The organism is Mucilaginibacter sp., from assembly GCF_964263795.1.
GTDB lineage: Bacteria > Bacteroidota > Bacteroidia > Sphingobacteriales > Sphingobacteriaceae > Mucilaginibacter.
Window position 1 is genome coordinate 130,275 of record NZ_CAXVWK010000020.1, and the last position, 26,539, is coordinate 156,813.

Annotated in this window: 23 protein-coding genes; 9 read left to right on the forward strand and 14 right to left on the reverse strand. The window is 45.6% G+C overall.

Features of this window, described 5'->3' with window-relative positions:
* Nucleotides 1-55: 55 nt before the first annotated feature.
* The 3 genes from ACE5CV_RS04465 to ACE5CV_RS04475 are packed head-to-tail and all read left to right on the forward strand — an operon-like array spanning nucleotide 56 to nucleotide 3,838.
* On the forward strand, nucleotides 56-700 hold the full coding sequence (locus ACE5CV_RS04465; protein ID WP_374948960.1) for a (2Fe-2S)-binding protein: 645 nt from the start codon (nucleotides 56-58) through the stop codon (nucleotides 698-700).
* Complete coding sequence (locus ACE5CV_RS04470; RefSeq protein WP_374948961.1) at nucleotides 697-1,677, forward strand: FAD binding domain-containing protein; 981 nt, start codon at nucleotides 697-699, stop codon at nucleotides 1,675-1,677. Before ACE5CV_RS04465 ends, ACE5CV_RS04470 begins: the two co-directional genes overlap by 4 nt.
* 1 nt (nucleotide 1,678) lies before the next feature.
* Nucleotides 1,679-3,838 (forward strand): xanthine dehydrogenase family protein molybdopterin-binding subunit, encoded by a 2,160-nt coding sequence (locus ACE5CV_RS04475; RefSeq protein WP_374948962.1) that lies wholly within the window; start codon nucleotides 1,679-1,681, stop codon nucleotides 3,836-3,838.
* 60 nt (nucleotides 3,839-3,898) lie between these two features.
* Here ACE5CV_RS04475 and ACE5CV_RS04480 read toward each other — a convergent pair whose 3' ends face one another.
* From ACE5CV_RS04480 to ACE5CV_RS04500, 5 genes are all read right to left on the reverse strand, one after another.
* The gene (locus ACE5CV_RS04480) at nucleotides 3,899-4,492 is read right to left on the reverse strand and encodes a flavodoxin family protein (protein WP_374948963.1); all 594 of its coding nucleotides are present in this window, start codon (nucleotides 4,490-4,492) and stop codon (nucleotides 3,899-3,901) included.
* A gap of 16 nt (nucleotides 4,493-4,508) precedes the next feature.
* Complete coding sequence (locus tag ACE5CV_RS04485) at nucleotides 4,509-4,853, reverse strand: four-helix bundle copper-binding protein (RefSeq protein WP_374948964.1); 345 nt, start codon at nucleotides 4,851-4,853, stop codon at nucleotides 4,509-4,511.
* Between the two features lie 61 nt (nucleotides 4,854-4,914).
* Entirely contained in the window at nucleotides 4,915-5,994 is a 1,080-nt protein-coding gene (locus ACE5CV_RS04490; RefSeq protein ID WP_374948965.1) for an SGNH/GDSL hydrolase family protein, read from the reverse strand.
* 84 nt (nucleotides 5,995-6,078) lie between these two features.
* Nucleotides 6,079-7,242 carry a DUF6515 family protein gene (locus tag ACE5CV_RS04495; protein WP_374948966.1) on the reverse strand — a complete coding sequence of 388 codons (1,164 nt, stop codon included), beginning with the start codon at nucleotides 7,240-7,242 and terminating at the stop codon, nucleotides 6,079-6,081.
* 139 nt (nucleotides 7,243-7,381) lie between these two features.
* Nucleotides 7,382-7,945, reverse strand: coding sequence for a thiamine diphosphokinase (locus ACE5CV_RS04500; RefSeq protein ID WP_374948967.1), 564 nt, complete (start codon nucleotides 7,943-7,945; stop codon nucleotides 7,382-7,384).
* Nucleotides 7,946-8,018: 73 nt separating this feature from the next.
* On the opposite strand from ACE5CV_RS04500, the gene dinB reads away from it, so the two are divergent.
* The 4 genes from dinB to amt all read left to right on the forward strand — a co-directional run bounded on the left by dinB (nucleotide 8,019) and on the right by amt (nucleotide 14,968).
* Nucleotides 8,019-9,125, forward strand: coding sequence for a DNA polymerase IV (gene dinB / locus ACE5CV_RS04505; RefSeq protein WP_374948968.1), 1,107 nt, complete (start codon nucleotides 8,019-8,021; stop codon nucleotides 9,123-9,125).
* A gap of 122 nt (nucleotides 9,126-9,247) precedes the next feature.
* Nucleotides 9,248-13,063, forward strand: coding sequence for a cadherin-like beta sandwich domain-containing protein (locus ACE5CV_RS04510; RefSeq protein ID WP_374948969.1), 3,816 nt, complete (start codon nucleotides 9,248-9,250; stop codon nucleotides 13,061-13,063).
* Between the two features lie 203 nt (nucleotides 13,064-13,266).
* Nucleotides 13,267-13,599: a hypothetical protein gene (locus ACE5CV_RS04515; RefSeq protein ID WP_374948970.1), complete on the forward strand. Its 333-nt coding sequence runs from the start codon at nucleotides 13,267-13,269 to the stop codon at nucleotides 13,597-13,599.
* A gap of 67 nt (nucleotides 13,600-13,666) precedes the next feature.
* A complete protein-coding gene (gene amt / locus ACE5CV_RS04520; protein ID WP_374948971.1) occupies nucleotides 13,667-14,968 on the forward strand; it encodes an ammonium transporter in 1,302 nt (433 codons plus the stop codon).
* Between the two features lie 157 nt (nucleotides 14,969-15,125).
* On the opposite strand, the gene ACE5CV_RS04525 is transcribed toward amt, so the two are convergent.
* On the reverse strand, nucleotides 15,126-16,148 hold the full coding sequence (locus tag ACE5CV_RS04525; RefSeq protein ID WP_374948972.1) for a dipeptide epimerase: 1,023 nt from the start codon (nucleotides 16,146-16,148) through the stop codon (nucleotides 15,126-15,128).
* A gap of 42 nt (nucleotides 16,149-16,190) precedes the next feature.
* On the opposite strand from ACE5CV_RS04525, the gene ACE5CV_RS04530 reads away from it, so the two are divergent.
* Entirely contained in the window at nucleotides 16,191-17,180 is a 990-nt protein-coding gene (locus tag ACE5CV_RS04530; RefSeq protein ID WP_374948973.1) for a hypothetical protein, read from the forward strand.
* Here ACE5CV_RS04530 and ACE5CV_RS04535 read toward each other — a convergent pair.
* Genes ACE5CV_RS04535 through ACE5CV_RS04550 form a run of 4 tightly spaced genes read right to left on the reverse strand, consistent with a single transcriptional unit; the run spans nucleotide 17,177 to nucleotide 20,615 of the window.
* The gene (locus tag ACE5CV_RS04535; protein ID WP_374948974.1) at nucleotides 17,177-17,779 is read right to left on the reverse strand and encodes a rhomboid family intramembrane serine protease; all 603 of its coding nucleotides are present in this window, start codon (nucleotides 17,777-17,779) and stop codon (nucleotides 17,177-17,179) included. The genes ACE5CV_RS04530 and ACE5CV_RS04535 overlap by 4 nt on opposite strands.
* Nucleotides 17,779-19,521, reverse strand: a complete 1,743-nt coding sequence (locus ACE5CV_RS04540; RefSeq protein ID WP_374948975.1) for a M14 family zinc carboxypeptidase — start codon at nucleotides 19,519-19,521, stop codon at nucleotides 17,779-17,781. The genes ACE5CV_RS04535 and ACE5CV_RS04540 overlap by 1 nt, the downstream gene beginning before the upstream one ends.
* 18 nt (nucleotides 19,522-19,539) lie before the next feature.
* Nucleotides 19,540-19,896, reverse strand: coding sequence for an MmcQ/YjbR family DNA-binding protein (locus ACE5CV_RS04545; protein ID WP_374948976.1), 357 nt, complete (start codon nucleotides 19,894-19,896; stop codon nucleotides 19,540-19,542).
* On the reverse strand, nucleotides 19,893-20,615 hold the full coding sequence (locus ACE5CV_RS04550) for a hypothetical protein (protein WP_374948977.1): 723 nt from the start codon (nucleotides 20,613-20,615) through the stop codon (nucleotides 19,893-19,895). Before ACE5CV_RS04550 ends, ACE5CV_RS04545 begins: the two co-directional genes overlap by 4 nt.
* 87 nt (nucleotides 20,616-20,702) lie before the next feature.
* Here ACE5CV_RS04550 and pepT point away from each other — a divergent pair, with 87 nt between their 5' ends.
* A complete protein-coding gene (gene pepT, locus ACE5CV_RS04555) occupies nucleotides 20,703-21,986 on the forward strand; it encodes a peptidase T (protein ID WP_374948978.1) in 1,284 nt (427 codons plus the stop codon).
* Between the two features lie 71 nt (nucleotides 21,987-22,057).
* Here pepT and hflX read toward each other — a convergent pair whose 3' ends face one another.
* From hflX to ACE5CV_RS04575, 4 genes are all read right to left on the reverse strand, one after another.
* Nucleotides 22,058-23,242: a GTPase HflX gene (hflX, locus tag ACE5CV_RS04560; protein ID WP_374948979.1), complete on the reverse strand. Its 1,185-nt coding sequence runs from the start codon at nucleotides 23,240-23,242 to the stop codon at nucleotides 22,058-22,060.
* 303 nt (nucleotides 23,243-23,545) lie between these two features.
* Nucleotides 23,546-24,958, reverse strand: coding sequence for an ATP-dependent RecD-like DNA helicase (locus tag ACE5CV_RS04565; RefSeq protein ID WP_374948980.1), 1,413 nt, complete (start codon nucleotides 24,956-24,958; stop codon nucleotides 23,546-23,548).
* A 49-nt stretch (nucleotides 24,959-25,007) separates the two neighbouring features.
* The gene (gene trpC, locus ACE5CV_RS04570) at nucleotides 25,008-25,793 is read right to left on the reverse strand and encodes an indole-3-glycerol phosphate synthase TrpC (protein WP_374948981.1); all 786 of its coding nucleotides are present in this window, start codon (nucleotides 25,791-25,793) and stop codon (nucleotides 25,008-25,010) included.
* A gap of 152 nt (nucleotides 25,794-25,945) precedes the next feature.
* Entirely contained in the window at nucleotides 25,946-26,515 is a 570-nt protein-coding gene (locus ACE5CV_RS04575; protein WP_374948982.1) for an anthranilate synthase component II, read from the reverse strand.
* Nucleotides 26,516-26,539: the final 24 nt, after the last annotated feature.

Consider the following 26,539-nt stretch of genomic DNA (forward strand, 5'->3'; position numbering starts at 1 on the left):
GATTTGATAGTTAGGCAATCAAATCTTTAACTTACACTTCGTTAAGCCTTTATTTATGGAAAAACAAAATAACTGTCAGGTCGACCTGCAAGACCATGACATTCAAGATTCCTCGCGCCGTAGTTTTCTGAAGCAATCCGGATTGATAACCGCCGTAGCGTTAACACCAGCCACCGCGTTAAAAGCTGCCGATGAGCACATTGATGAAAAGCTGGCCGGAGCATTGGAGAAAATGCCGCTAAGAATGGAAGTCAATGGCAAGCCATATAAACTTTCGGTTGAACCACGGTCAACCCTGTTAGATATCCTGCGCGAGCAGCTCGACCTTACCGGCACCAAAAAAGGCTGTGACCATGGCCAATGTGGCGCATGCACCATACATGTGGACGGTACAAGGGTAAACTCGTGTTTAACGCTTGGCGTAATGGTGAACGGTAAAAAAGTAACCACCATCGAAGGCCTGGCCAAAGGAGACGACCTGCACCCCATGCAAGAAGCATTTTTAAAACATGATGGTTTCCAGTGCGGGTATTGCACACCCGGGCAAATCATGTCGGCAGTGGCATGTATTAAGGAAGGGCATGCCAACAGCGAGGGCGAAATAAGAGAATACATGAGCGGCAACATTTGCCGCTGCGGGGCTTACCCCAATATTGTGAACGCCATTTTAGAAGTGAAGAACGGAGGACAAGCCGTATGAAACAATTCACCTACGTAAAACCTGCATCTGAGGCTGTGGCCATCGCGGCCATTGGCAAACCCGGCGCAAAAATAATAGCCGGCGGCACCAACCTGGTAGATCTGATGAAGAAAGGCGTAATGGCTCCCGATAGGTTGATAGATATCAACGCGCTGCCTTTAAAAGAAATAAGCGTTGTAAAAAGCACGCTTCATATCGGCGCGCTTGCTTTAAATAGCGTAGTATCAGAAAACGCATCAGTGATGCAATTACAGCCGCTTTTAGCTATGGCTTTAAAAGCCGGCGCATCGCCGCAGTTGCGTAATATGGCAACCGTTGGCGGCAACATGATGCAGCGTACCCGTTGCCCTTATTTTTACGATACTACAATGCCTTGTAACAAACGGGCACCGGGAACAGGTTGCGGCGCTATTGGAGGGTACAACCGCATGCATGCCATATTTGGAACTAGCCCTAAATGTATAGCCGTGCACCCAAGCGATATGTGTGTTGCACTTGCCGCCCTTGATGCAACAGTGGTTATCGCCGGCAAAACCGGCCAAAGGCGGATCCCTTTTACCGAATTCCACCGCCTGCCGGGCGAAACACCGCAGCTGGATAACAAGCTGGCTACCGACGAAATGATCTTATCTGTAGAGATCCCGGAAAACAACTTTGCTAAAAACAGCTACTATCTTAAAGTACGCGACAGGCAATCATACGCCTTTGCGCTGGTTTCTGTAGCGGCTGCGTTGGATATCCAAAATGGGGTCATTCAAAATGCACGCCTTGCTATGGGTGGCGTGGCCCACAAACCCTGGCGTTTGTTCGATGCCGAAAAGGCATTAGCCGGCAAACCGGCTACCGAAGACAGCTTTAAAGCAGCCGCACTTATCGCTATGCAAGGTGCAAAAGGCTACGGGCACAACTCGTTTAAATTAAAATTAGCCCCGGCAAGTATTGTCGAGGCGTTAAAACATGCAGCAGGCTTAGTTTAATATGATGATGGAAGAAGCAACAATTTCAGCAATACCAACTTCGGCCGAGGGCCTGAGCCGTATAGACGGCCGCGCTAAAGTAACCGGCGCCGCTAAATATTCTGCCGAGTACAAACCGGACGGCATGACTTATGCCGTTTTAGTGGGTAGCACAATTACAAAAGGCACTATTGCTACTATTGATATAAAAGCTGCCGAAAAAGCGCCGGGTGTGTTAGCGGTGGTAACCTATCTGAATTCGCCAAAAGTACCGGGACATCAAAAAGCTAAAAACCCGGGTAAGCCCGAAGCCAAAAGTGGCCCGATAAAGATCTTTGACGACAGTAAGATCTTGTATAACAATCACCCGGTGGCTATGGTAATAGCCGATACTTTTGAGCGCGCACAGTACGCGGCATCATTAGTTAAAGCAACTTACAACAAAGAAGCACATGACACCCATCCGCCCGAAGATATCAGTAAAGGGAAAGAGCCCTGGGGTGGAAAAGAAACTACACGCGGTACAAAGGACGCGTGGCAAAACGCCCCTGTTAAACTGGAGCAGGAATACACTATTCCCAACGAATTTCACAATCCGATGGAGTTGCACGCCATCATCGCCAAATGGGATGGGGACGATAAGCTTACCGTTTGGGATAAAACCCAGGGCGTACAAGCTACCCGTGGCGATATTGCAAAAGCCTTTAAACTGAAGAATGAAAATGTGCAGGTTAACTCCAAATTTGTTGGGGGTGCATTTGGTAGTGCATTACAAGTTTGGCCGCATGAAATTGCAGCTATTTTGGGTGCAAAGCTGGTTAACAGGCCGGTTAAACTGGTGTTAAGCCGCCCGGATATGTTTACCGCTGTGGGCTATCGCCCGTACACCTGGCAAAAAATAGGAATGGGTGCAACCGCCGACGGTAAGTTAGTGGGCATTACCCACCAGGCTGCCGGCCAAACATCATCATATGAGGATTTTGCAGAAGGGCCGGTTAATACCAGTAAAGGCCTTTACGCCTGCCCTAATGTTACCACGCATTACAAAATTGTATCGCTGGATGTAGGCACCCCTACCTGGATGCGCGGCCCCGGCGAAGCAACAGGCGCTTTTGCGCTTGAATCTGCCCTGGATGAGTTATCCTACAAACTTAAAATAGATCCGATAAAACTACGGCTGATCAATTACGCCAAGGTAGATCCGGAGGACGGGAAGCCATACAGCAGCAAATACCTGGACGAGGCTTATGAAATGGGCGCTAAACAAATTGGCTGGGACAACCGCAAGGCCGAGCCTGCGGCCAACCTGCACAATGGCTGGCTGGTAGGATACGGAATGGGCGGCGGCATGTTTGGCGCTTATCGCGATAAAGCCTCTGTTAAGGCGATTATGGGTGCAAACGGTATGCTTACCCTGCAAACCGCTGTAAGCGATATTGGCCCCGGTACGGGAACCGCCATGACACTGATAGCCGCTAAAGAATTAGGCATATCGCCAGATAAGGTGATCTTTGAAATGGGCGACTCATCTTTACCCGAAGCACCAATGCAAGGCGGGTCGGCTACAACGGCTACAGTGGGCGGCGCTGTTTACGATGCCTGCCGCGATCTGAAACAAAAATTTCAAAAGCTGATTGGCAACGGCGGATCAGACAATCCCGATTATGCGAAGGTTTTAAAGGATAACAACCTGCCATCGCTGGATGTAACGGTGCAGTCGTCCTTAGGTTCCGAAGGGCGCAAATATTCCATGCAGTCGTGGTCGGTGCATTTTACAAAAGTTTTGGTGCACCCTACAACAGGCGTGGTAAAGGTAGATAAGGTAGTATGCGTGGCAGACTCGGGCAGCATTGTGAGCCCCAAAACGGCGCGCAGCCAAATTGTGGGCGGGGCTATCGGCGGTATTGGTATGGCCCTGATGGAAGAGGGTGTGATAGATCAGCGTTATGGCCGTTACGTAAATAACAATTTAGCCGATTATCATGTGCCCGTAAATGCAGATATCCCACAGATCGAAGCGATGTTTGTAAACAAACCTGATCCGCAGATAAATGCTATGGGGGCTAAGGGCATGGGTGAGATTGCGCTTATCGGAATGTCTGCCGCGATAGCGAATGCTGTGTATAATTCCACCGGTAAACGCGTGCGCGACCTGCCTATAACACCTGATAAGTTAATTTAAGCACCTCGGGGGTATTGGTACTCAAATGCATATTTTCAGAGCTTAGCATTGGTAATACGATCACCCAATCGGAGATTTTTTCAAAGCCGTAGCTACAGCCACAATGTTGGCAGCTGCGGCTTTGCCTGTTTCTAACGTCCACTCTTTACGGTTATCAGATTTAAGGTAGCTATCACCCGGGCCGGGGCCGTTATTCCAATAAGTGTAAGATTGGGGCGGGATAGTGAAGCCGAGGTCCATCAGCGCACCGGCAATTTCTGTCACCACATGGCGGGCGCCATCTTCGGCACCGGTTACTACAAACCCCGCTACACGATTAAAGGTAAGCGGCCTGCCCTGTTCATCCTTTTCCTTGTAAAGGCCGTTCATCCGCTCCAAAACCTTTAAGGCCATGCTGCTCATGGTGCCCATCCAGGTTGGCGAGGCAATGATCAGTATTTCCGATTCAAGCATTTGTTTCAGTATCACCGGCCAGGTATCACCATCGCCCATGTCAGACCAACTGCCCGGAAGGATGTTATGGTCGGCCACACGGATAAGCGTCGTTTCTACCTCCAGCTTTTCCAGTTCGGTCATAAATTCTTTAACCAACGCCTCGGTATTTGAGCGGTGAGGCGAGGGCTTAAGGGTGCAATTCAATACCAATGCTTTCATCGGGCGATTTAAGTGGTTAGTCCTGGGTAATCGGCTGATGATGTTTGTGGCAAGCTTCGGCACACTGGCGGCAGGCTTCGGCACAAGCCTGGCAGTGGTCGTGTTCATGCATGTCGCATTCTTTAGCACACATAATGCAAATCTCTTCACAAAGCACTAAAAACTGGTGGGCAATTTCAGATTCGCGTTGCAGCAGGCGTGCCGTTAAAGAGCAAATGTCGGCACAATCACGGTCAAGCGTAACACAGCGGACCATCGGTTTTACATCATCCTCATTTAAACAGGCAGTAGCACAATGCTCGCAGGCGGCAACGCATGCCAACAGTTTTTCCAGGATGGCGGTATGATCATGTCTTTCCATAATGTTGTTATATACTATAACAATACATCAGGTTTAAAAAGGTTTTGCGTTAATTGAATTGCTACCAGCTTTTAAGCTTTTTAATATAGGCCGTAAGCTCCCTGGCAATAAGCGCATGTTCAGTAATATCCGGGTGATGATCGCAACCACTGTTGAAACTGCGCGAAAAAAAGAATTTGCTCACCTTTGCATCGCCGCCGGCATTAACAGCAGCAACAACGCCGGTTAGGTATCGCTTTAGCATAGCCAGGAATTTTGCATCTGCTGCCATCGGGCTGGTAAGGCACACAATATCTGCCTTAGGATATTTGCTGCGCACATCCTTAATAAATTTTACGTAGGCACCGCAAAATTGAGCAGAATCCTGCACCCCATCATTCTGGCCAAGACACATGGTTACTACATCAGGCTGATAACTTTTGAATTGATAAGCGCCCTGATTGGCACGAAGGTTCATTTTATCGAATACCTGCGGCATAGTAATTCCCATGTCGCAGCAGCTGTGTATAAGTCCTATCCCTGCAACTGCGGTGAGTTGCCATTGCGCGCTTAAAGCCCGCGATGTACGGGCACCATAACTTTGGTAAGCGTTATGCTGATCGTACCAATGGCCGGCACCACAGGCAATTACAGATACATCGCTCCCTGTTCCTGATGTAATTGAATCGCCAATGTACTCAACAGAGCGGACCGGCCTTGCGGGCGGTGGTAACAGTTCGGCGCATCGCAAGCCTAAAAACTCCAGGTAGCCAACCCCGGATTCGGTATCTTTACAAATCACTACTGTATGCGCAGTGTTGGATAACCCGCTGGCTATGTTAATGGTATTAATTTTTCCTTTTGTTTGCAGCCTTACCGGCGGTTTGTTATCAATAATAACTTCTATATAGTTAAGGCTGTAATCGCCTAATGCCTCATCGTTGATCAACAGATCACAATCCGGTCCCTTAAACCTTGCAGTGATGTAAATCCCCGGCGACCAGAATTTTGGTTTCTGCGGGTCGCTAAAATCCACCCGCCCCGTGTACTGAAAATATTTATGATCGGCCCTAAATACCGGCAACTGCGGCGCGGGCTTGCACGAGCCAAGTACCGTAAACAATAAAAGGTTGATAAACAGTGCAAGCGGTTGTTTGATCATATCCGGATAAATTTAGGCAAAACATAAGCAATAAAAAAGGCAGCTACCGGGTGGTGCTGCCTTTCAAGGGAATTACCGCTATAATTATTTTTGCTGATCGTCCGGCTCATCTCCGGCAAGGCCAACTACTTTGTAAACCTTGTTGTTTTCGGCGTCTTTTTGCTCCTGAAAGTAGGTACCTTCCGGTGATACAAACAGTTTCTCACCGTTAACTTTTATCTTACGGCTATCATCCGGCAATACTTTTACAATATCGCCAACCTGCAGCTGTGCTTCATCGTAAGCGCCATTCGTATTAGAATAGTTTGTATCGCCGCTGGTATAGTTAGGGTCGCCGCCACCGCCTTCTTCGGTATTCAGCTCACCATCTTTACCGGCAACTTCGTACACTACAGTACCGTCATCTTTAGTAACTGCGCGGTAATAAACACCGTTCGATTCGTAGTACTGCTCACCATTTATCGTAATAGCCTCGGCTTTTGATGGCAGGGAGTTGACCTGTGCACCAACCGGCGGTTCAACTACAGTATATTGGTTGTTGTATTGCTGATAGTATAAACCATCGCTGTAATAATACTGAAGGTCGCCATAATAGAACGGATAGTAACCAAATGGTAACACACCAATGCTAAAACCTATACGTGGCAGGTAGTAAGAATTATAGTAACCACGGTGGTTGTAAAAGCCATAGCCAAAATAGCGCGACCCATAGTAACGCGGCCTGTAACCAAAACCGCCGCGGCCATAATTGCCCCTGCCATAATTACGACCGTAATTGCCACGGTAACCAAATGCAGAACGGTTACCAAATGAAGAGCGGTTGCCAAAGTTGCCGCGGGTAACACCATTGTTAAATCCGGGACGGCCGAAAGCGCCCCTGTTTTGGAAACCGTTGGTTATAGAACCACTACCCGGGCGAGAACCTCTGTTGAAGCCCCCCTGCGAAAAGCCGCCGCCACGTTGAGGTGAAATTGCAGACGATTGTGGCCTGTTAAAACCACCCTGCGGCCTGCTGATGCCAACACCGCCAGAGGGACGGCTAAAACCGCCACCACCAGAGGGCCTGCTGAAACCACCACCGCCGCCGCGGCTAAACCCACCACCTGATGAATGGCCACCGCCGCCACCAAAACTGCCGCCGCCACCTCCGCCGCGCGCACCCCTTTGGGCACTCACGGGCAGCGCTAAGAACAGGCCTAAAAGCCCGCTTAGTGTTAATGTTAAGAATTTTTTATATGTAATTTTCATGATGAAAGATTATAATAGCTCAGTTTATTATGCTGATGTATTTAAGACTATAAACCGCACCAACGGTTTAACCTGGGTTTAATTATTTTTAACAAAAAGCCAGCCATTGATCTATGTGCCTTAATTAGGGCGACGAACATCAGATGTCTTCTGAGATAAATAAGAACGGCTCGTTAAAACGGAGGGTAAAAAAGCCATCGGCAATTGTATGGTAATTTGCCGCATTTGAAAGGGTTAAGCCGGTGGCCTGTAAACTGCCAAATGGCGATAAAACCGTAATAATTTCTGCTGCGGGCTTCCACTTACTAAACCCGGTTGTAACAGGATAGATCTTCTTATCGCCGAAAAATATCACCAGGTTGATTTTGTCCGCATATCGCAAAAAATCTTCCGTCCGGAAATCGTCAGTAATAATGTTTACCGCTTTGTAATCATTGGCAATCAGGAAATCTAACACGGTAGCAACAACATTCCCATCGGTTTTGATCAGCCTGACATCCGACTGCACATCCAACACATCGTTGCTGATCACTATATCGACTCTAATCCCCTGGGAATTCATCTGCTCGGCGGTAAGTGGCGTGGTAATTATGGTTGGGCTCCATTCCAGCAACTGCCCTAAAAATTCGTCGTCAAAATTATCAAGCCCTAAGATCAGCAAGGCAGGTTCTTGTTTTTCGCGTATGATATGATGAGATGACATACTATTTTTTAAGTGCTGGTGTTTACCTTTAACAAAGATAAATAATTAAGCAATTTAATATCTAAGCCTAGTTTTGGAAGAAAAAGCAACACCTGCACGCCGAAAAATTATCCATATTGATATGGATGCTTTCTACGCGTCGGTAGAGCAGCGCGACTTTCCGGAATACAGGAACAAACCTTTGGTGGTTGGCGGCCTGCCGGAAGGGCGCGGTGGGGTGGTTGCTACCGCCAGCTATGAGGCCAGAAAGTTTGGGATACGCTCGGCCATGCCATCTAAGCAAGCGTTAAAGCTATGCCCTCATGCTTTATTTGTGCGCCCCCGCTTTGCGGTATATAAGGATGTATCGCAGCATATCAGGGAGATATTTAGCCGCTACACCGACCTGATAGAACCCCTGTCGTTAGATGAAGCTTACCTGGATGTGACCGAAGATAAGCTGGGCATTGGCTCGGCCATTGATATTGCCAAAGAAATTAAACAGGCCATTAAAAACGAATTGAATTTAACCGCATCTGCAGGGGTTTCGGTAAACAAGTTTGTGGCTAAGGTAGCGTCAGATATGCAAAAGCCGGACGGGCTCACATTTATCGGCCCGTCAGCCATTGAGAACTTTATAGAAAACCTTCCCGTTGAAAAATTTTATGGAGTGGGCAGGGTAACTGCCGATAAAATGAAACGGATGGGATTATTTACCGGCGCCGACCTTAAGAAGCTAACTGAGCAGGAGATTAAACAGCATTTTGGCAAAGCGGGCAGCTTTTATTACCGAATTGTGAGGGGTATAGACGACCGCCCGGTACAACCCCACCGCGAAACAAAATCTGTAGGTGCCGAAGACACTTTTGCTTATGATCTGACATCGTTAGAGGAAATGTATTCGGAGTTAGAAAAAATTGCGCTTGTGGTGCATGACCGCCTGGTAAAGCACCAACTTAAAGGCCGTACGGTAACAATTAAAATTAAGTACAGCGATTTTAGGCAGGTTACCCGTAGCCAGTCATTCCCTGCCTTTTTAAATGAAACAGATACTATTTTAAACACAGCCAAAAACCTACTGCAACAAGCCTTTACGGACACTGACCGTGTAAGGCTGCTTGGTATCACCCTATCAAATTTCACGGCACCTATACCGGTTGAGAAAGCGCCTTCAACTCAATTGACACTATTTAATCTTTAGCCTTGTGTTATAATTACACAACGCTACTTCATTTAGAAGTAAATGATTATCAGCGCATAACCATTAAAAAATATAATTAAATTAGCGCTTTAGTTTAACCCCTGCTATAACTGTTGAAATCCATGAAACGCTTATTGCTTGTTATAGGCATTATAACGTTTATAGTTACGCTTAGTCGGCAATCTTGGGCGCAATCCAATCAGTTAGTTGATAATGGCGCTTTCACTACTTCCATCAATTTCTTAAATACCGGCTGCAGTTACAATTGGGTAAACAGCAACCCCCAGATAGGGTTACCAGCACGCGGCACCGGCAATATTTCTCCTTTTAAGGCAATAAACAGCGGGAATAACCCGATTGTTGCATTCGTAACAGCATTAGGTGCAGCAGGTTGCCCGGTAATCACTTTAAATATCACGGTTAACCCTACAGTACCGGTTATAACCATTACCAATCCGGATATCACCTTAAACACCGTTTACGGTACGCTGTCGGCTGTTGGAATCTTTACGGTATCAGGCAAGTACTTAAGGTCTGGGGTTGAGATAAAACCTCCCGCCGGTTTTGAAGTAAGTGCGGATGGTATAACGTTTTCAAATTTAATTGCCCTGAACGATGATAATGCAGATCTAAGCTATATTAATTTGAACCCGGACGTTGCCCGTACAACTACTACGGATAACGGCACCACAACGTTTACCGCCACGGTTGAAAATAGCGTAGAAGCGATTAATGTCAGACCGGTTACGGCATCTGCAGCAGCTTCTGTCAAAATAAATGGGGTTGACTTGCCGGGTGGGGCATCGTCCGGGTCAATATCCTTGAACCCCGGGCAAAATGTCATAGCTATAACCGTCACAGCCCAAAACGGTATCACTACAAAAAACTACGCACTTAACATCACCAGGGCAGGTTCGTCCGACGCCACGCTATCAAATTTAAGTACCGACCAGGGGACAATCAGCCCAACATTTACACCGGGTACGCTGGATTACACTACCACTGTTTACAATGGCGCAATTACCGTTACCCCGACTGTGAATAATTCCGGCGCGACAGTAAAGGTTAACGGACAGGTGGTTGCGCCAGGCAGCACATCAGGAAGCATCAGTTTACAAAACGGCCCTAACCAGGTACCGGTTACCGTTACCGCTCAGGACGGCGTAACCGTTAAAACGTATAATTTGACAGTTATTAACACCAAATCGTCTAACGCCGGATTAGCGCAACTGATCACAACACCATCGTATACGCTTAACCGCACGTTGGGAACTACCAATTACGTTACAACAGTGCCATCGGGTGTTAATTCGTTACAGTTAATAGCGGTAGCGAGCGATGCCAATTCGGTAATAAAAGTAAACGGAATAATTACGGCATCCGGTACGGCTTCGGCACCTGTTACGCTTAATAGTACAGGCACTACGACCATCACAACCACCATAACCGCACAGGATGGGATAACTAACCAAACTTACATTATAACGGTAAACAAAAGTTCGCTAACCAACACCAGCTTTGCAAGGTTTACACTTTTGCCTTTTTCATATTTTACTCAAATCGGTAACACACGTAACTACAACGTTTCGGTTAGCTCAACCCTCGCCACTGTTCAATTAGCTGCTACTGCCAATGACGAGCAACAAGTGATTAAAATAAACGGCGTACTGATATCATCGGGGGAATTTTCCAATCCTATACCGTTAAATACAACCGGCACAACCAGCATTGCGGTTGGAATAACTGCACCAAATGGCACGACTACCGTCACTTATACCGTTATCGTGAATAAAAAAGGATCGTCAAATGCTAACCTTGCCAAGCTTTCGCTAACTATACCATCAACAATAGGTCAGGCGTTAGGCACTCAAAATTACACCACTTCTGTAAGCCTGGATGCCACAAGTGTACAGGAAATTATTACCACTGTCGATCCAAATGCGAAGATTAAAGTAAATGGTGTTGCGGCTACCTCGGGTGCGCCATCTCAGCCTATCCCGCTAAACGCAACCGGCACTACTACTATTACTAATGTTGTTACAGCCGAGGATGGGCTTACTACCCAAACTTACTCGCTTATCATCAGCAAAAACGGCTCGTCCAATACCTCGGTCTCTAACATCACATTATCACCTAACTCAACGCTTATACAGGTACCGGGCACGAACGACTTTACCACCTCGGTTGCTGCCGACGTTAACAGCATCCTGCAGACAATTACGCCACAGGATAAAAATGCAACCTTGAGAATAAATGGTGCGCTTGCAAGTGCAGGCGTTGCATCTGAAGCGATCCCCCTGAACCCAACAGGAACTACTACAATAACCACAGTTATAAAAGCACAAGATGGCGTATCCAGCAGAACTATAAAGTTAATAGTGAGCAAAAATGGTTCTACCAATACCGCTATCAGGCAAATCTCATTAACACCTGCCGAAACCCTTACCCCAATTTCGCAGTCCGCCTATTTAACCTCTGTCGCTCCATCGGTTAACAGTGTGCAGCTATCTGTAATTCCCGACGATCCGAATGCAACGGTTACCGTAAACGGCACAGCTGTTAGAAATGGGTCCGCATCTGTTCCTGTGTTACTCAATACAACAGGGAGCACGGTTATAACTACTATTGTTACCGCTCCGGACAGGGTAAGTGCCAAAACGTACACTGTAACCGTGAATAAAAATGGATCGACCAATACGGACGTTAGCCAACTTTACCTAACACCATCTGTCAATCTCACGGCTATTGATGGCACAAACAATTATATCGGTTCTGTAACGCCGGCGGTAACCAGCGTCCAGCAAACTATTATACCAGCCGACGCTAACACTACCATAACCGTTAACGGTCAACCGGTTATAGCCGGCACCGCTTCGTCCCCCATACCATTAAATACAAATGGAAGCACCATTATCACCACAGTAGTGACCGCGCCAGACAGATTTACCACAAAAACTTATATTGTTACCATTACTAAAGGATCGAACAACGAATTATTAAGTCCTTTAACTGCCGACCTGGCCACTACTCCAATTTACGCCCGACTGGCAGCTACCGCACCGGCCGGCACTTTAAACGACAAAATTATCGTAACTAGTAGCGGTGCGGATGATGCAATTATCAACCTGGTTGATTGTATAGTTAAGCCTGCGCCACTCACTATAGGTACAAATAACGTCACTAAAACTTACGGCACGCCCTTACCCGATGATAACGCATCTGACAAATTCAAGATCGTTGCGGGTGCTTTAAAAAATAACAATACGGTTAGCGCTGTTGCACTTAACTACAATGCAGGTGCAGATGCATTAGCCGCTGTTGGGAAATATCCCGGCGCCATTACGCTGTCGAATGTATTGGGCAGCAATGGTTTTTTATTAGCTAACTATGAAATAGTTTACGCACCGGGCGATGTTATTGTTGAACCGGTATTGCTTACGGTTACCGCCAATAACCTGACGAAAGATTTTGGCGCGGTTAACCCGCCGCTTACACTTACATATACCGGGTTTGTAAACAATGAGGAGCCTGAAAATTTATTGATCCAGCCGACAGCGTACACCAACGCCATAACACGCTCGCCAATTGGGGAGTATGTAATTAGTGTATCAAACGGCTTATCACCTAATTATTTGTTCAAATATTTGGCAGGTGTACTCACTATAGGCGGAGAACATTTAAAGATCTTCGTCCCCAATACTTTTACGCCTAATGGCGATGGTATTAACGATACCTGGAATATCGGCGATGTAGATGCCTATCCCAATACCACCATCGAAGTCTTTAATCGCCAGGGGCAGAAAGTTTTCAATTCATTAGGCTACGGTGTGCCATGGGATGGCACCTATAAAGGACTATTACTTCCGCCAGGCAGTTATTATTACCTTATTAAAAACAATGTTAATACCATGTCAGGAAATCTGATGATCATACGATAAGTATTGTGAATCGGGTACTTTAATGCTTCCTTATTCTTCTCCCATAATTATTATAAAGTTTCAACCAGATTTCCGGAGCTTAAATTAGTTTCTCAGCATATCACGAGTAATATATTTGCATATTTTATAATATTTAAAAACAATTATCTTAAAAAATTGAGTTTTTTATTGACATATTGATTTTTAAAGTATATTTTTAACTTATGCAATCCAATAAAGCAAAAAATTTTGTTTTTATGACGTCAATATTTATGACTTCAATTGCTATTCTAGCTTATTCTACCAAAATAGTTCCATATCCGCAACCAAATTTAAATATTAATTTAAAAGTTAAGTCGATTAATGTGGATACCAAGGCTAAATTTTATAAAATATTGCCTTCTCGAAGTAAATATAGCTCAATAAGCATACAAAGTGATGATTTACAATTGGGATTTTCCATGTCAAATGAAAAATCAATTTGTTTTACCAATATAAGGATGAGAAAATCATTTTTAAAGATGTCAGCGCGAACGGCAATTTTGACTGACCGTTAAAATCACCAACCACCCCTTAAAAACATAAACGCACAACTAACTTAACTTATCACAAATAACTAAAAAAATGAAAAAAATTGTACCCTTTGGCATTCTTGTTATTGTAGTTATCCTGGCTTTCATGTTCCCGGGTAACGTTGCAGCTGCAAAACCGGCAACCACTTATAACGGTGCGGATATTGCCTGGTTACTTATCTCTACGGCGCTGGTATTATTAATGACACCGGGCCTCGCTTTCTTTTACGGCGGTATGGTACGTAAAAAGAACGTCATATCTACCATGTTGCAAAGCTTTGTATGTATGGGCCTGATCACTATCATCTGGGTGGTATTTGGTTTCAGTATGGCATTTGGCGAAGATGTTGGCGGAATGGGTTTGATAGGTAACCCTAAATCATTTTTTATGATGCAAAATACTTTAGGTGTGGCCTGGGGTACAATTCCAGTAATCCTGTTCGCTATGTTTCAGTTAAAATTCGCGGTTATTACCCCGGCGCTAATTACCGGTGCATTTGCCGAGCGTATCCGCTTTAACTCTTACTTGATTTTTATCACACTATTTATTGTAGTGATTTACATCCCTCTTGCTCACGCAACATGGCATCCGCAAGGTATTTTCTTTAAATACGGTGTGTTAGATTTTGCCGGTGGTACCGTTGTGCACATGAGCGCCGGCTGGGCAGCGTTGGCATCAGCATTGTATCTTAAAAAGCGTACCGGGGCAGAAGAAGTTCATACCCCTGCACGTATCAGCTACGTAATATTGGGTACCGGCTTGCTGTGGTTCGGCTGGTTTGGCTTTAACGCCGGTTCAGCATTAGGGTCAGGTGAATTGGCAGCTACCGCTCTGGCTACTACCACTACCGCGTCTGCAGCGGCTGCAATGTCATGGATTTTCTTTGATATCTTAAGAGGTAAAAAACCATCGGCGATGGGTGCCTGTATCGGTGCTGTTGTTGGTTTGGTTGCGGTTACACCCGCTGCCGGTTTCATTACGGTATCAAGCTCATTAATTGTAGGAATTGTTGCCGCGGTGGTAAGTAACCTGGTAGTGATATGGAGAAGCAAAACAAATATCGACGATACACTGGACGTTTTCCCTTGTCACGGTGTGGGCGGTATGGTTGGTATGCTGATGACCGGTATTTTCGCTACCAAAGCAGTCAACAGCGCCGGTGCCGAAGGCTTGGCTTATGGCGAAACCGCATTATTTATCAAACACGTGGTTGCACTGGTTGCCGTATCGGTATTCGCGTTCGTAGGAGCATTTATTTTGTTGAAAGTTACCGACCTGATCAGCCCGTTACGCGTAACCCCTGAAGAAGAAATTGCAGGCCTTGACATCTCACAACACGACGAAGAACTTTAAATTGCATTAACTAAACTGACTCATAATTAACTAACGAAGAAAGGGGGATGCGAAAGCATTCCCTTTTTGATTTAAGCTGTTTGTTGGAGCTAATTAGCGTTGATAATCTGAAGGAATTGCATGTTATCAGCACTAAAGCGAATGCTTTTAATCCCGTTTATAACTGCAATCCTAATCCGGCCGCATCGGTCAAAACCCATTTACCATTAACCATGTCCGGCGTTAAGTACGGGTTATTGCTGGTAAGCAACGGGCCGTCTAAATCAGCCCAATCACACTGGGGGGCAAGGGCAGCGGCAGCAAGGGTGGCACAACTGGTTTCGCTCATACAGCCTATCAATATTTTCATATCAAGTTCACGGGCTTTTTTGATCATCATCTGCGCTTCATGCATCCCGGCAGATTTCATGAGCTTGATATTGATGCCATGGTAAACACCTTTTGCTTTCGCCACATCAGGCAGGCGCTGCACGGCTTCGTCGCCAATGATGGGAATTGGGCTATGCTCGGTAAGCCAGGCGTTGCCATCCATGTCGGTTTTAAGCATAGGTTGCTCTACCAGCCTTACACCCTGCTCTTTTAACCAATAGACCATATCCAGGCTCTGTTTGCGGTCGGTCCATCCTTGATTGGCATCTACATACAGCGGCACATCGGTAACCGAGCGTATAGTTTGAATTAACTCTTTATCCGTATCGCGGCCCAGCTTCACCTTAATAACTTTTAAGCCTTCGGCCTCTTTAACTTTTTGGACAACTATTTCTTTCGTGTCAATTCCAATTGTAAAGCTTGTTACCGGCATTAAACCGGGGTTGCTGCCTAGTAGCTGCCAGCAAGGTTTGCCTTGCAGCTTGCCATCCAGATCATGCAGGGCAATGTCAATTGCCGCTTTAACAGCAGGCAGCCCTTGGGCAATGCTATCCAGGTAACCGATGATCTCGTCATAATTGAATGGATATTTAAAATTTAACGGATCAACCTTGTCTAAGAACGCTAAAGCCGTCTGATGGCTTTCGCCCATGTATGGCACCATGCTCGCTTCACCATAACCGGTGTGCCCTTCGTGCGTAACCTGAACCAGCATTAATGGGGTAGAATTGCGGGAGAATTTGGCAATAGTAAAAGTGTGCCTCAGCAGTAGTTCGAATGGTTGGTAAGTAAGCTGCATGTCAAATATCAAAGCTAAAGTTTTACAATTAAAATCCTGCTTATCTTTGCCGCCATGCCGGCACAAATTTATTCCCCGTTCCAAAAATTCAACTTCAGCAATAAGCAGTGCTTTCTGAGCGGGCAGATATTGAACAGCGAGGAAGAAAAGATCCAGGTTTTTCCGCAATGGCTAATGACACTTTACAACCTGGAAGATCAGCCTTTTAAACTGCTCGATGAAACAATCGCCACTTACAAGGATTTGAAAATCCCTTGTTCGGCTGCCATAAACGACGAATTTTTAGAACCGCTTGAAAAAGATATCGCCGCAGCATTTGCCAATGGTTACGATGGCGTAAAGGCGTTAGACACTAGCAAACTTTACCGATGGGCTGCAAAGCTGCTTTACGGTATCATCTTTAACGAGATCCAGGCGGGTATCCGGCTGATGCATTCACAGGGCGAAGATTTTAATATATCACAATCCATTATCCATAAATTCAGCCACCTGCATATGATGCTGCAGAGCATCAACCTGCCGCTGCACTTTGAGGATTTTACCCCATACAGTTTGTTTTTGTTCCGGGTAGATAATAACGAGGCGGAATTTGGTTACCGGGACGAGATCAATACCCAAACTTTTGCCTTGCGCATAAAAGATTTTGGGCTGGTGATTTGCCTGCAGGACAACGGCGCCAACGGCATGTACCATCGCGAAATTTATGATCAAATAAAGGGCGATACGCTGCATCCCATTCAGTTTGAAGAGTTTTCGGGACGTGTTTTTTACTCCAACTACCTGTTTAACCGCTTACCCGAGTACAATATATTGCCCGTTGGCGATGAGATCTATATCGAAGCCATGCCCCTTCGCGGTATGAGCAGCAAACCACTGTTTGACGATTGGATAAATAAAACATACGGCCAGGTTTTGGAAAATTTCTGGAAAAACTGGGGGTTCCTGCTGTTAGAGATCATCAAAAATCCCGAAAAGCCGATGAGCTTTTTATTCGACAAAGACGGTAATAAGATCAATGCCGCGGATATTGAACTGCCTAACTAAAATTTAGTGATAAAATCATGCACCACATGCGGGCTAAGCGCAATGGTGATCACTAATCCACTAATAGCGCCAAACAAGTGTGCATCGTGGTTTACGTTATCTCTGGCGTGCTTTGACGCAAAGTGGCAATAAACCAGGTACAAAATTCCGAAGATCCAGGCAGGGATAGGAATTGGAATAAACATAATACCCAGGCTGGCCAGCGGGTTATACATAATATAGCTGAATATTACGGCGCTTACCGCTCCCGAAGCGCCCAGGCTATTATACCAGATATCTTCTTTATGTTTTTGGATAGATGGCAAATCGCTTAAAATCAAACTGAGCATATAAAGCAGGCCGAACTGCCAGTGCCCTATCAACTCCTCTAACTGAAAAGCGAAGAAAAAGTACGAGAACATGTTAAACAGCAAATGGTTCCAGTCTTTATGGATAAACCCGCTGGTGATCACCGCGTACACCCGCTCACCGCGCGATACGCCGTAAGGGTTCAATATAAAACGGGCATAGATGTTTTCATCATTAAATGCCCAAAGCGATGTAGCAATAGTTAAAATAAATATCACGGATGCCACAGGGGCATACTGTAGTAATTCCATTATTTAAGATCAAGTTTGGTGTCGGTTAGCAATCGCCCGATGGGGTATCGCATAAATGTTTTTTCGAAGTAAGGCGAATTGCGGTAAACAAAATTTAATTGTTGTGCCGCACTGTTGGCCAAAGCGGGGTTGGCCGCCTTTTCATCGTCAAGCTTTTTGCGCAGCGCCGGGTCGTTCTTTAATAGGTCGGCAGCAATATCTTCAAACACATAATCAGAAAAATATTCTTTTTGACCTAATACCGAATCGAAGAAGTTCCAGGCAAAAAACGAATCTACTCCCTGCGGCTCCAGCGTTTCTACAATGTAACGGTTAATGGGCTGGTTTACATAAACTACATAATCGCCCTCATAAAACCTGATCTTGCTGTTTACCGGGTTCAGCTTAACATTGGTGTGAATGTAGTGGCCCTCATAAGGCCGTGTAGCCGTTTTGTAATCGCCAATGTAATACATCTGCAGGTTCAGGGTAGTATCATGGCTCAGGCGGCTCATGGCAACCCTGTTCAATTTAAACAGATCTATCACTTTTGCCCAGGCTTGCGGTATAATGTAGGCAACGGGTTTATCAGCTGTTGCGGTTGGTTTATAAGTATTAAAAAACTTAACGGTTTTAGTGTACGGCTTGCTGCGGTCGTAATAAAGGCGCTTTAACCCGCTTACTTCACTGGTTTTGTAGCCTGCCACATAGCCTTTAAAGGTGATGGTATCCACCTTATTATTATCAACCGCCCATGCTAAACCAAATGTTTTTTGATTGCTTACTTCGGCATCAACACGTTTTTTCAAGTCGCCAAGTTGCTTTGCATCCCGTTGGCAAATAGCAATGAGCTGTTGCATAAAATTATAAGTGGCCTGCAAACGCTGGGCAAATGGTTTTAGCATGTGCGTCTCGGTCATGTAGCTGATAATGTTGTGCTGGGCTGCAAAACCGGTAGAAAAGCGCGGCGTTTCCATAAAACTTACAATGCCGGAGTCAGGCAGGTCCTCTTCACCGGCACCATAGGGAATCATCTCATAACCGCTCTTTTTCATCCCCTTGTATAGGTCGGCGGTCATGGTTTTGGCTGTATAATCGGCCAGCAACGGGTTTTGCTTATCCTTTTGCGTTTCTATCAGCGTCATCACATACTGATAATCGGCACCATCGCTAACGTGGTTATCTAATAAAACTTCGGGCTGCCAGGTATTCAGGATCTGTGCAAAGGCTAAAGCATTTTTACTATCGGCCTTAATAAAATCGCGGTTTAGGTCAAGGTTGCGGTAGTTGCCCCTGAACCCATAAGCCCCCGGTCCGTTCTGGTTGGCACGGGAGATGCCCCGGTTCATGTTACCGTCAATATTGTAAACTGCTATAAAGCATATCACCACATCTTTTGGCAGTTCGTTTTTTTTCAGCAGGTCTCGGGCCAGCATCATGCTGGCATCTATCCCTTCGGGCTCACCGGGGTGGATGCCGTTGTTAATGAGCAATACCCTTTTATTTAGCTTTTTGATCTGCAGCGGGTCAAATACTTTATCTTTAGAAAGTACTACCAGGGTAAGCGGCTTTCCAATATCTGTCATCCCGTAATTGAACAAGCGCATTTGCGGCTGTTGTTTGGCAAGGTTCTGATAATAGCTCATCACCTCGGCATAAGTTGCCGTATAATTTTTATCCCTGCTTAGCTCAAAGGGCGTTTGCTGCGCGTCAACTTCTAAACAGTAAATCATCGAAAGAAAAAATATCAGGACTCTTTTCATAAGTAATACTTTGGCTGGCTACTCATCAAGCGCGGCAATTTCGGCCTGTTGTTTTTTAGGCTGGCTGGCCCTAACCAGGTTGTAAGAATGATCAATCATCTGGCGTAGCTGTCTATGGGTAAGTGAGCCATCGGTGCGCACGGTATTCCAGTGCTTTTTATTCATGTGATAGCCCGGTTGCACTTCGCTATACTGTTCGCGCAGGTCAACAGCCATCTCCGGGTCGCATTTTACGTTAAAACTATGCTCGCCCAGTCCCGACAATAGAAATAATTTATCGCCAACCTTAAAAACAAGGGTTTCTTCGCCAAACGGAAAACTTTCGGTTACGCCGGCCTTGCCAAGGCAATACTCGCGGATCTCTTCAATATTCAAAACGACTGGCCTCCGCGTATGGGTTTAGTGTATGATACTTCGTTACCAAAATTAACCCTTAAGCCCACCGTAATCTGGCGATACTGGCTTAGCGCGTTGTTCCTAAACTTGCTTGATGGGTCGTTGTAGCCGTCCAGCCCTTCGCCAAATACAACACTGTGGTTATACCCTAAAATCAGGCCGACAAACGGTTGGTTGTACTCACCATAAAGGCGTATTTCATACCCGGCACGCAACGGGATCATCAGGTTGACACCGCTATTATCACCCGGAAACACATAGTTTGGATCATCTAAACTGGTGCGCTGCACGGTAAGGTCATTACTTATTACGCCCACGCCGGTACCTAAAAAGAAGTTTTTCAGAAAGTTTTTGAAGAAGCTGTTGTCATAATCCATTACCTCGCCGGCATACAGGTCGGCATGTACAATAAGCGCTTTGTATTTGTTAGAATATTGCCTGCGGTACAGGTCACGGTCGACGGTAAGGCCACCACCGGTAAGTTTACCAAACTGAAACTCAACAGCTACCGGTACATAGGGGCTGTAATTGTATATTATGTTAAGGTTGTAAGCCTTTTCATCGTAATTGCGCTTAACATTTGTATAGCCTCTAACACTGCTGGCACCGATACCTACACCAAGGGTATTATAATTGTATTGCGCATTTGCGGCTAACGCAGTAAGTGTTATGGCAATAAATAAAATGAGCTTTTTCAATGTGATTTATATATAGGATATTTACAAAATACGGTCTGTGCTTTATAACACCTGCAAAAATATAATAATCTACTAATATAGGCTTTTATGGTTTTTAATACGCCCTTAAGTTTTACCGCTACCGAAAGATTTTTAAGATATGTAACGATAGATACCCAGTCCGATCCCTCATCACCAACCTGCCCATCTACCGAAAAGCAAAAAGAGCTTGGCCGGGTACTGGTGCAGGAACTGCTTGCTATGGGCGTTACCGACGCTCACCTGGATGAATTTGGATATGTGTACGCTACTATACCCGCCAATTCCGCAAAGCCCGATATACCGGTGATCTGTTTCTGCTCGCACATGGACACCTCGCCGGATTGCAGTGGTAAAAATGTAAAACCTATCATTCATAAAAATTATGATGGGGCCGACATTGTTTTGCCTGATGATACAACACAGGTGCTAAGGCTAAAAGACCATCCCGACCTGAAGAACCAAATAGGTAACGATGTAATTACAGCATCGGGCACAACGCTGCTTGGGGCAGATAATAAGGCGGGGGTTGCCGAAATCATGGATGCCTGCTACCAGCTCATGCATCATCCGGAAATAAAGCACGGCACTATCAAAATCTTGTTTACACCCGACGAAGAGATTGGAAGAGGTGTGGATAAAGCCGACATTAGCAAGATTGGTGCATTTGCCTGTTACACCATCGATGGTGAAAGTGCTGGAAATATGGAAAATGAGACCTTTAGTGCAGATGGTGCCAAACTCACCATCAACGGCATCAGCGCGCACCCGGGTTTCGCAAAAGGTAAAATGGAAAGCGCCATAAAAATTGCCGGACTCATCGTCGCAGCGCTGCCACACGAACTATCGCCCGAGGGAACGGAGGGGATGCAGGGCTTTGTACACCCCGTCGATATAACAGGCCACGTAGAAACTGCAACCATTGATTTTATCATCCGGGATTTCGACGAACAAAAACTGTCTAACCATGCCGATGTGATCAGGAAAATAACGGAAGAGGTTTTAGTGAACTTTCCAAACGCTACTTATGTGCTAGATGTAAAGCCACAGTACCGCAATATGAAAAATGTTTTGGCCAAATATCCGCAGATTGTTGACTATGGAATGGAAGCTATCAAACGCGCCGGGATGGAGCCCAAACTTTGCAGCATTCGCGGTGGTACCGATGGCTCGCGGCTGTCTTTTATGGGGTTACCCACGCCAAATATTTTTGCAGGCGAGCATGCGTTTCATGGTAAAGAAGAATGGGTTTCTGTACAGGATATGCAAAAAGCGGTAGAAACCATTTTGCATTTGTGCATGGTTTGGGAGGAAACTGCACCGCCCGCAAAAACCGTAATTACTATTAAATGATCTATTTTAAACATTGAACGCCGAAAGATATTATCTACCGGCGTTCACGTTTATAATCGGATCTTCTTTCTTTAATACAGCAAATTATCATAAGGGTACCTTGCCGTATGCACCTCTTTCACATATTTGTAAAGCAGGTCTCTGAATTCATCTACATTCTCTTTCTGAGTAGCCGATATAAAAATAGCAGGGCTATTGTTTTTGGCCATCCAGCTGTGTTTGAAATCATCCAGCGTTAACGGCTCTTCGGTCACATCAACATGATGCTGTTCGGGCACAAAAGCATCTATTTTATTAAATACGGTAATAATGGTTTTGTCAATAGCGCCCAGGTCCTTAAGCGTTTCATTTACCGTACGGATCTGATCTTCAAAATTAGGGTGCGATATATCTACCACGTGTATTAAAATATCAGCCTCGCGCACTTCATCAAGTGTCGACTTAAAGCACTCTACCAAATGGTGGGGTAGTTTGCGGATGAAACCAACCGTATCTGACAGCAGGAACGGAACATTCTCTATCACCATCTTACGCACAGTAGTATCCAGCGTAGCAAAAAGCCTATTCTCTGCAAACACTTCTGATTTGGAGAGCATATTCATAATGGTTGATTTACCTACGTTGGTGTAACCAACCAATGCTACCCGGATAAGTTGCTGGCGATTTTTGCGCTGCGTTTCGTTCTGGCGGTCTATCAGTTTAAGGCGCTCTTTTAAAAGCGAGATCTTATTCAGGATCAAACGCCTGTCAGTCTCTATCTGGCTTTCACCGGGGCCGCGCATACCAATACCACCCTTCTGGCGCTCAAGGTGTGTCCAGAGGCGGGTAAGGCGTGGCAGCAGGTACTGCAGCTGTGCCAGCTCAACCTGCGTTTTTGCCTGCGCGGTTTGTGCACGGCCGGCAAAAATGTCCAGGATAAGGTTACTGCGATCCAATATCTTTACCTGCAGCTCGCGTTCGATATTACGCAGCTGCGATGGCGAAAGCTCATCGTCAAAAACTACGATGTCAATTTCTTCGGCAGCAACAAACTCTTTTATTTCTTCCAGTTTACCGGTACCAACAAAAGTAGACCGCTCCGGCCGCTGTAATTTTTGGGTGAAATTTCTCACCGTATCGCCACCGGCAGTTGCCACCAGAAATTTTAACTCTTCTAAATATTCTTTTTCCTGCGCTTCGGTTTCGTTAGGTGTAATAACCCCTACCAGCACAACTTTTTCCTGCTTCACAGCAGTATCAAAAAATTTTGGCTTCATAAAAAACAATTATCAATTAAACAACGGGGCAATAAAAGATATCACCCCAATAATAACTCGCTATTTGCGGTTATGTTCACATAGTTACGTGTTTTGGAAACGCCTTGCAGCACTTCCGTGAAAATTAAATTAATTGCAGGTATTAACGGCGCAGACAATGCGCGGATACTACAGGGGCCTATGCTAAAATTAAGTAAGGCGTTTGGGAAGTATTATTGAATGTACATGATGATACAAAGATATTATAAAACAGGGCTATTTACAAATGGGTTGGCGTTACGAACCAGCTACTGCTTAGCTGCCTTATTTTATCCACCAATTCTTTTCCAGATGCAGCTGTACCCTTGCACGGGTTATTGATGTGTACCACCATTTGCAAAGTTCAAGCCGGTCCATCCCATACATGCTCTTTTCCAAAAACAAAAACACGTTGTTCCACTCGCCGCCCTGGGCTTTATGGCAGGTTACTGCATAACCGTAAGTGGCCTTTAGGCAACCCAAAAATTCATCTTTGCGCATTGCGCTATGATACTCGGCCGAGTTTGCCTGGATCTGTTTATCATTCATCCGGTAACTAAAATCAACCATCAGCTCACGGGTCTGATCCTCGGTTAAGTTACCTTTAATGTGGTTTACCGCATCTAATGACAGCATCAGCGTAAAATCTATCTCGGTAGCAATAGGCCTTACTTTTACTTTCTGAAACTTCATATCAGCCTTAGTCACTATGGCACCCAATTCGCGTATTTCAACAAAATCGCCGTTGGATAGCGGCACCGTATAATTATTTTGTGTCACCAAAAGCACTTCGGCAACTTGTAAGGGGACGTATCCGTCGCCAAAAAGCTCCTGTCGCATTTTACGGTTAATTTCCTGTACGGCGCGGTTACTGCGTGCAATGGCTAAGGTTTCATTTGGGCCTGTTGAACGGTAAACTTTCACATAGGCGTCAAATAGCGCCTCGTTAGACGGATGGAGTTTAACATTATTCAGATCGGAGGCGGGTAGCTTAGGGAACCGTTCCCAGGTGCTTTGCTGGCTCATTTCGCGCACGGCGGCAGCAAGCCTTAAAATGTCATTACCGGCAGTTACACGCTCTATCTTTTGCAGCGTGAACGATACGGCCACCCGGTTTTGCACGGCGAGCCAGTTAGTATCAAGCGCCGGGCTGATGTTTTGGCCTACGGGCGGCAGCTGGCAGGGGTCGCCAACAAAGATGATCTTGTTGTTGCCTGCAACCTTAAAAAAGTCATCAAGCAGATTACCCGATCCAAAATTGGTAAATGATGCGTCCCTGGATGCTTCGCCAGACAGCATGGACGATTCGTCGACAATGTAAACGCGCTTTTCTTCATCGGCCGAGCGTACCAGGAATTCTAAACTCATCTGGTTTACATCTGCCGGGCCGGAGTTGCCCCTGGCAATGTGTTCAATGCCATCAACCTTACTAAAATTGTAAAGCTCGCCGTGAACGGTTTTGGTTTCGAAACCGGTTTTACCTTTAAGTACCGTTGCAGCCCGTCCTGTGGATGCCAGCATGCAAAAATCCTGTTCAGTATCCGTGAGCATTTTGGCCAGGCGCTGCATCAAAAAAGTTTTGCCGGTACCTGCATAACCCTTCAATACAAATACATTAGCTGCAGGATGCTCTAAAAACTTTTCGATAGCCTTAAAGGCTGCCTTTTGTTCTACGTTTAAAGTGATCTCGGCCGACATTCCGGCTAAGATATCAATTTACAGCAAAACTAAAAAAGTTAGCAATAACTTATTTCAAATCCTTCACAAATTCGCGCATGGCTGCACCGGGATCCTGCTCCTTCATAAAATTCTCACCTATCAGGAATCCGTTAAAACCTGCTTTTTTCAACTCTTTAATAGTGTCTGTATTGCTAATGGCACTTTCCGAGATCTTCATAAATTCGGCTGGGATATGCCCGGCCAGTTTAAAGGAGTTTTCTACCGATACGGTAAAATCTGCCAGGTTGCGGTTGTTCACACCAACGGCATCAAGGTTAGTATCGATGCTGCGTTCCAGTTCTTCCAGGTTATGCACCTCTAACAGCACGTTCAACTCCAGGCTTTTAGCCAATGCCGCCAGGTTTTTAATTTCGGTGGGGGTAAGTATGGCGGCAATCAGCAGGATGATATCTGCACCCAAAGATTTTGCTTCGATAACCTGATACTCATCTATCATGAAGTCCTTGCGCAAGATGGGAATGTTAACGGCACGCCTTGCCCGGGTAACATCCATTTTGCGGCCCATAAAAAATCCGTAATCTGTTAGTACCGAGCATGCAGAGGCGCCCGCCGAAGCGTAATCTTTAGTTACGTCCTTTACCAGTGCATCATCATTAATAATTCCCTTTGAGGGCGATTTCCGCTTAAACTCGGCAATGATACCGGTACGTTCAGGTGCCAGCAAAAAATCTCTGAAAGAGTAGGTTTCCCTATGAAAATATTCCGACTCTTCCAGCACGGTATAAGATGTGCGCACCTTATCCCGTTCCACTTCTTTCTTTTTGTGGGCAACTATTTTATCGAGTATGTTCATTTAATTCAAATCTATAATAAACCTATGTCATTTCGAACCATAGTGAGAAATCCTGATACTACATGCTCAGACGCCTGTAATAATGAACAAGATTTCTCCTCGGTCTTCGCTCCCGCCACCCCACTGCTCGTTCGAAATGACAGGTAGGGGATCTATGCGTTTAACCAATTTTGCATCATTTCTTTACCGTATTCCGTCAGTACCGATTCCGGGTGGAACTGAACGCCGCGCACATCGTAATGCTTGTGCCGCAGCGCCATTACAGATCCATCCTGCTCATCAATAGCGGTTATTTCCAGTACTTGCGGCAGGTCTTTTTCTACCACCCAGGAGTGGTAGCGGCCCACCTTAAAAGTTTCCGGCAGCCCGGCAAACAGCTCTTCGCCGGCATCTGTTACCTTTATAGGTGTGGCAATGCCATGCATTGGCTGGGGCAGGTTATAAAGCTTGCCGCCAAATACCTCGGCAATGGCCTGCTGGCCAAGGCAAACGCCAAACATACTTTTTGTGGGCGCATATTTTTCTATCACTTCCAGCAGTAAACCTGCCTCGCTTGGGATGCCCGGCCCGGGCGAAAGAATGATATGGTTAAATGCATCTACATCAGCTATATCGAATTTATCATTACGCCACACCTCACACTCCCGGCCCAGCTCATTAACCAAATGCACCAGGTTATAGGTGAACGAATCGTAATTATCTATTATTAAAATCTTTTTCATTATTCCTAATCTCTAATCTTAAAC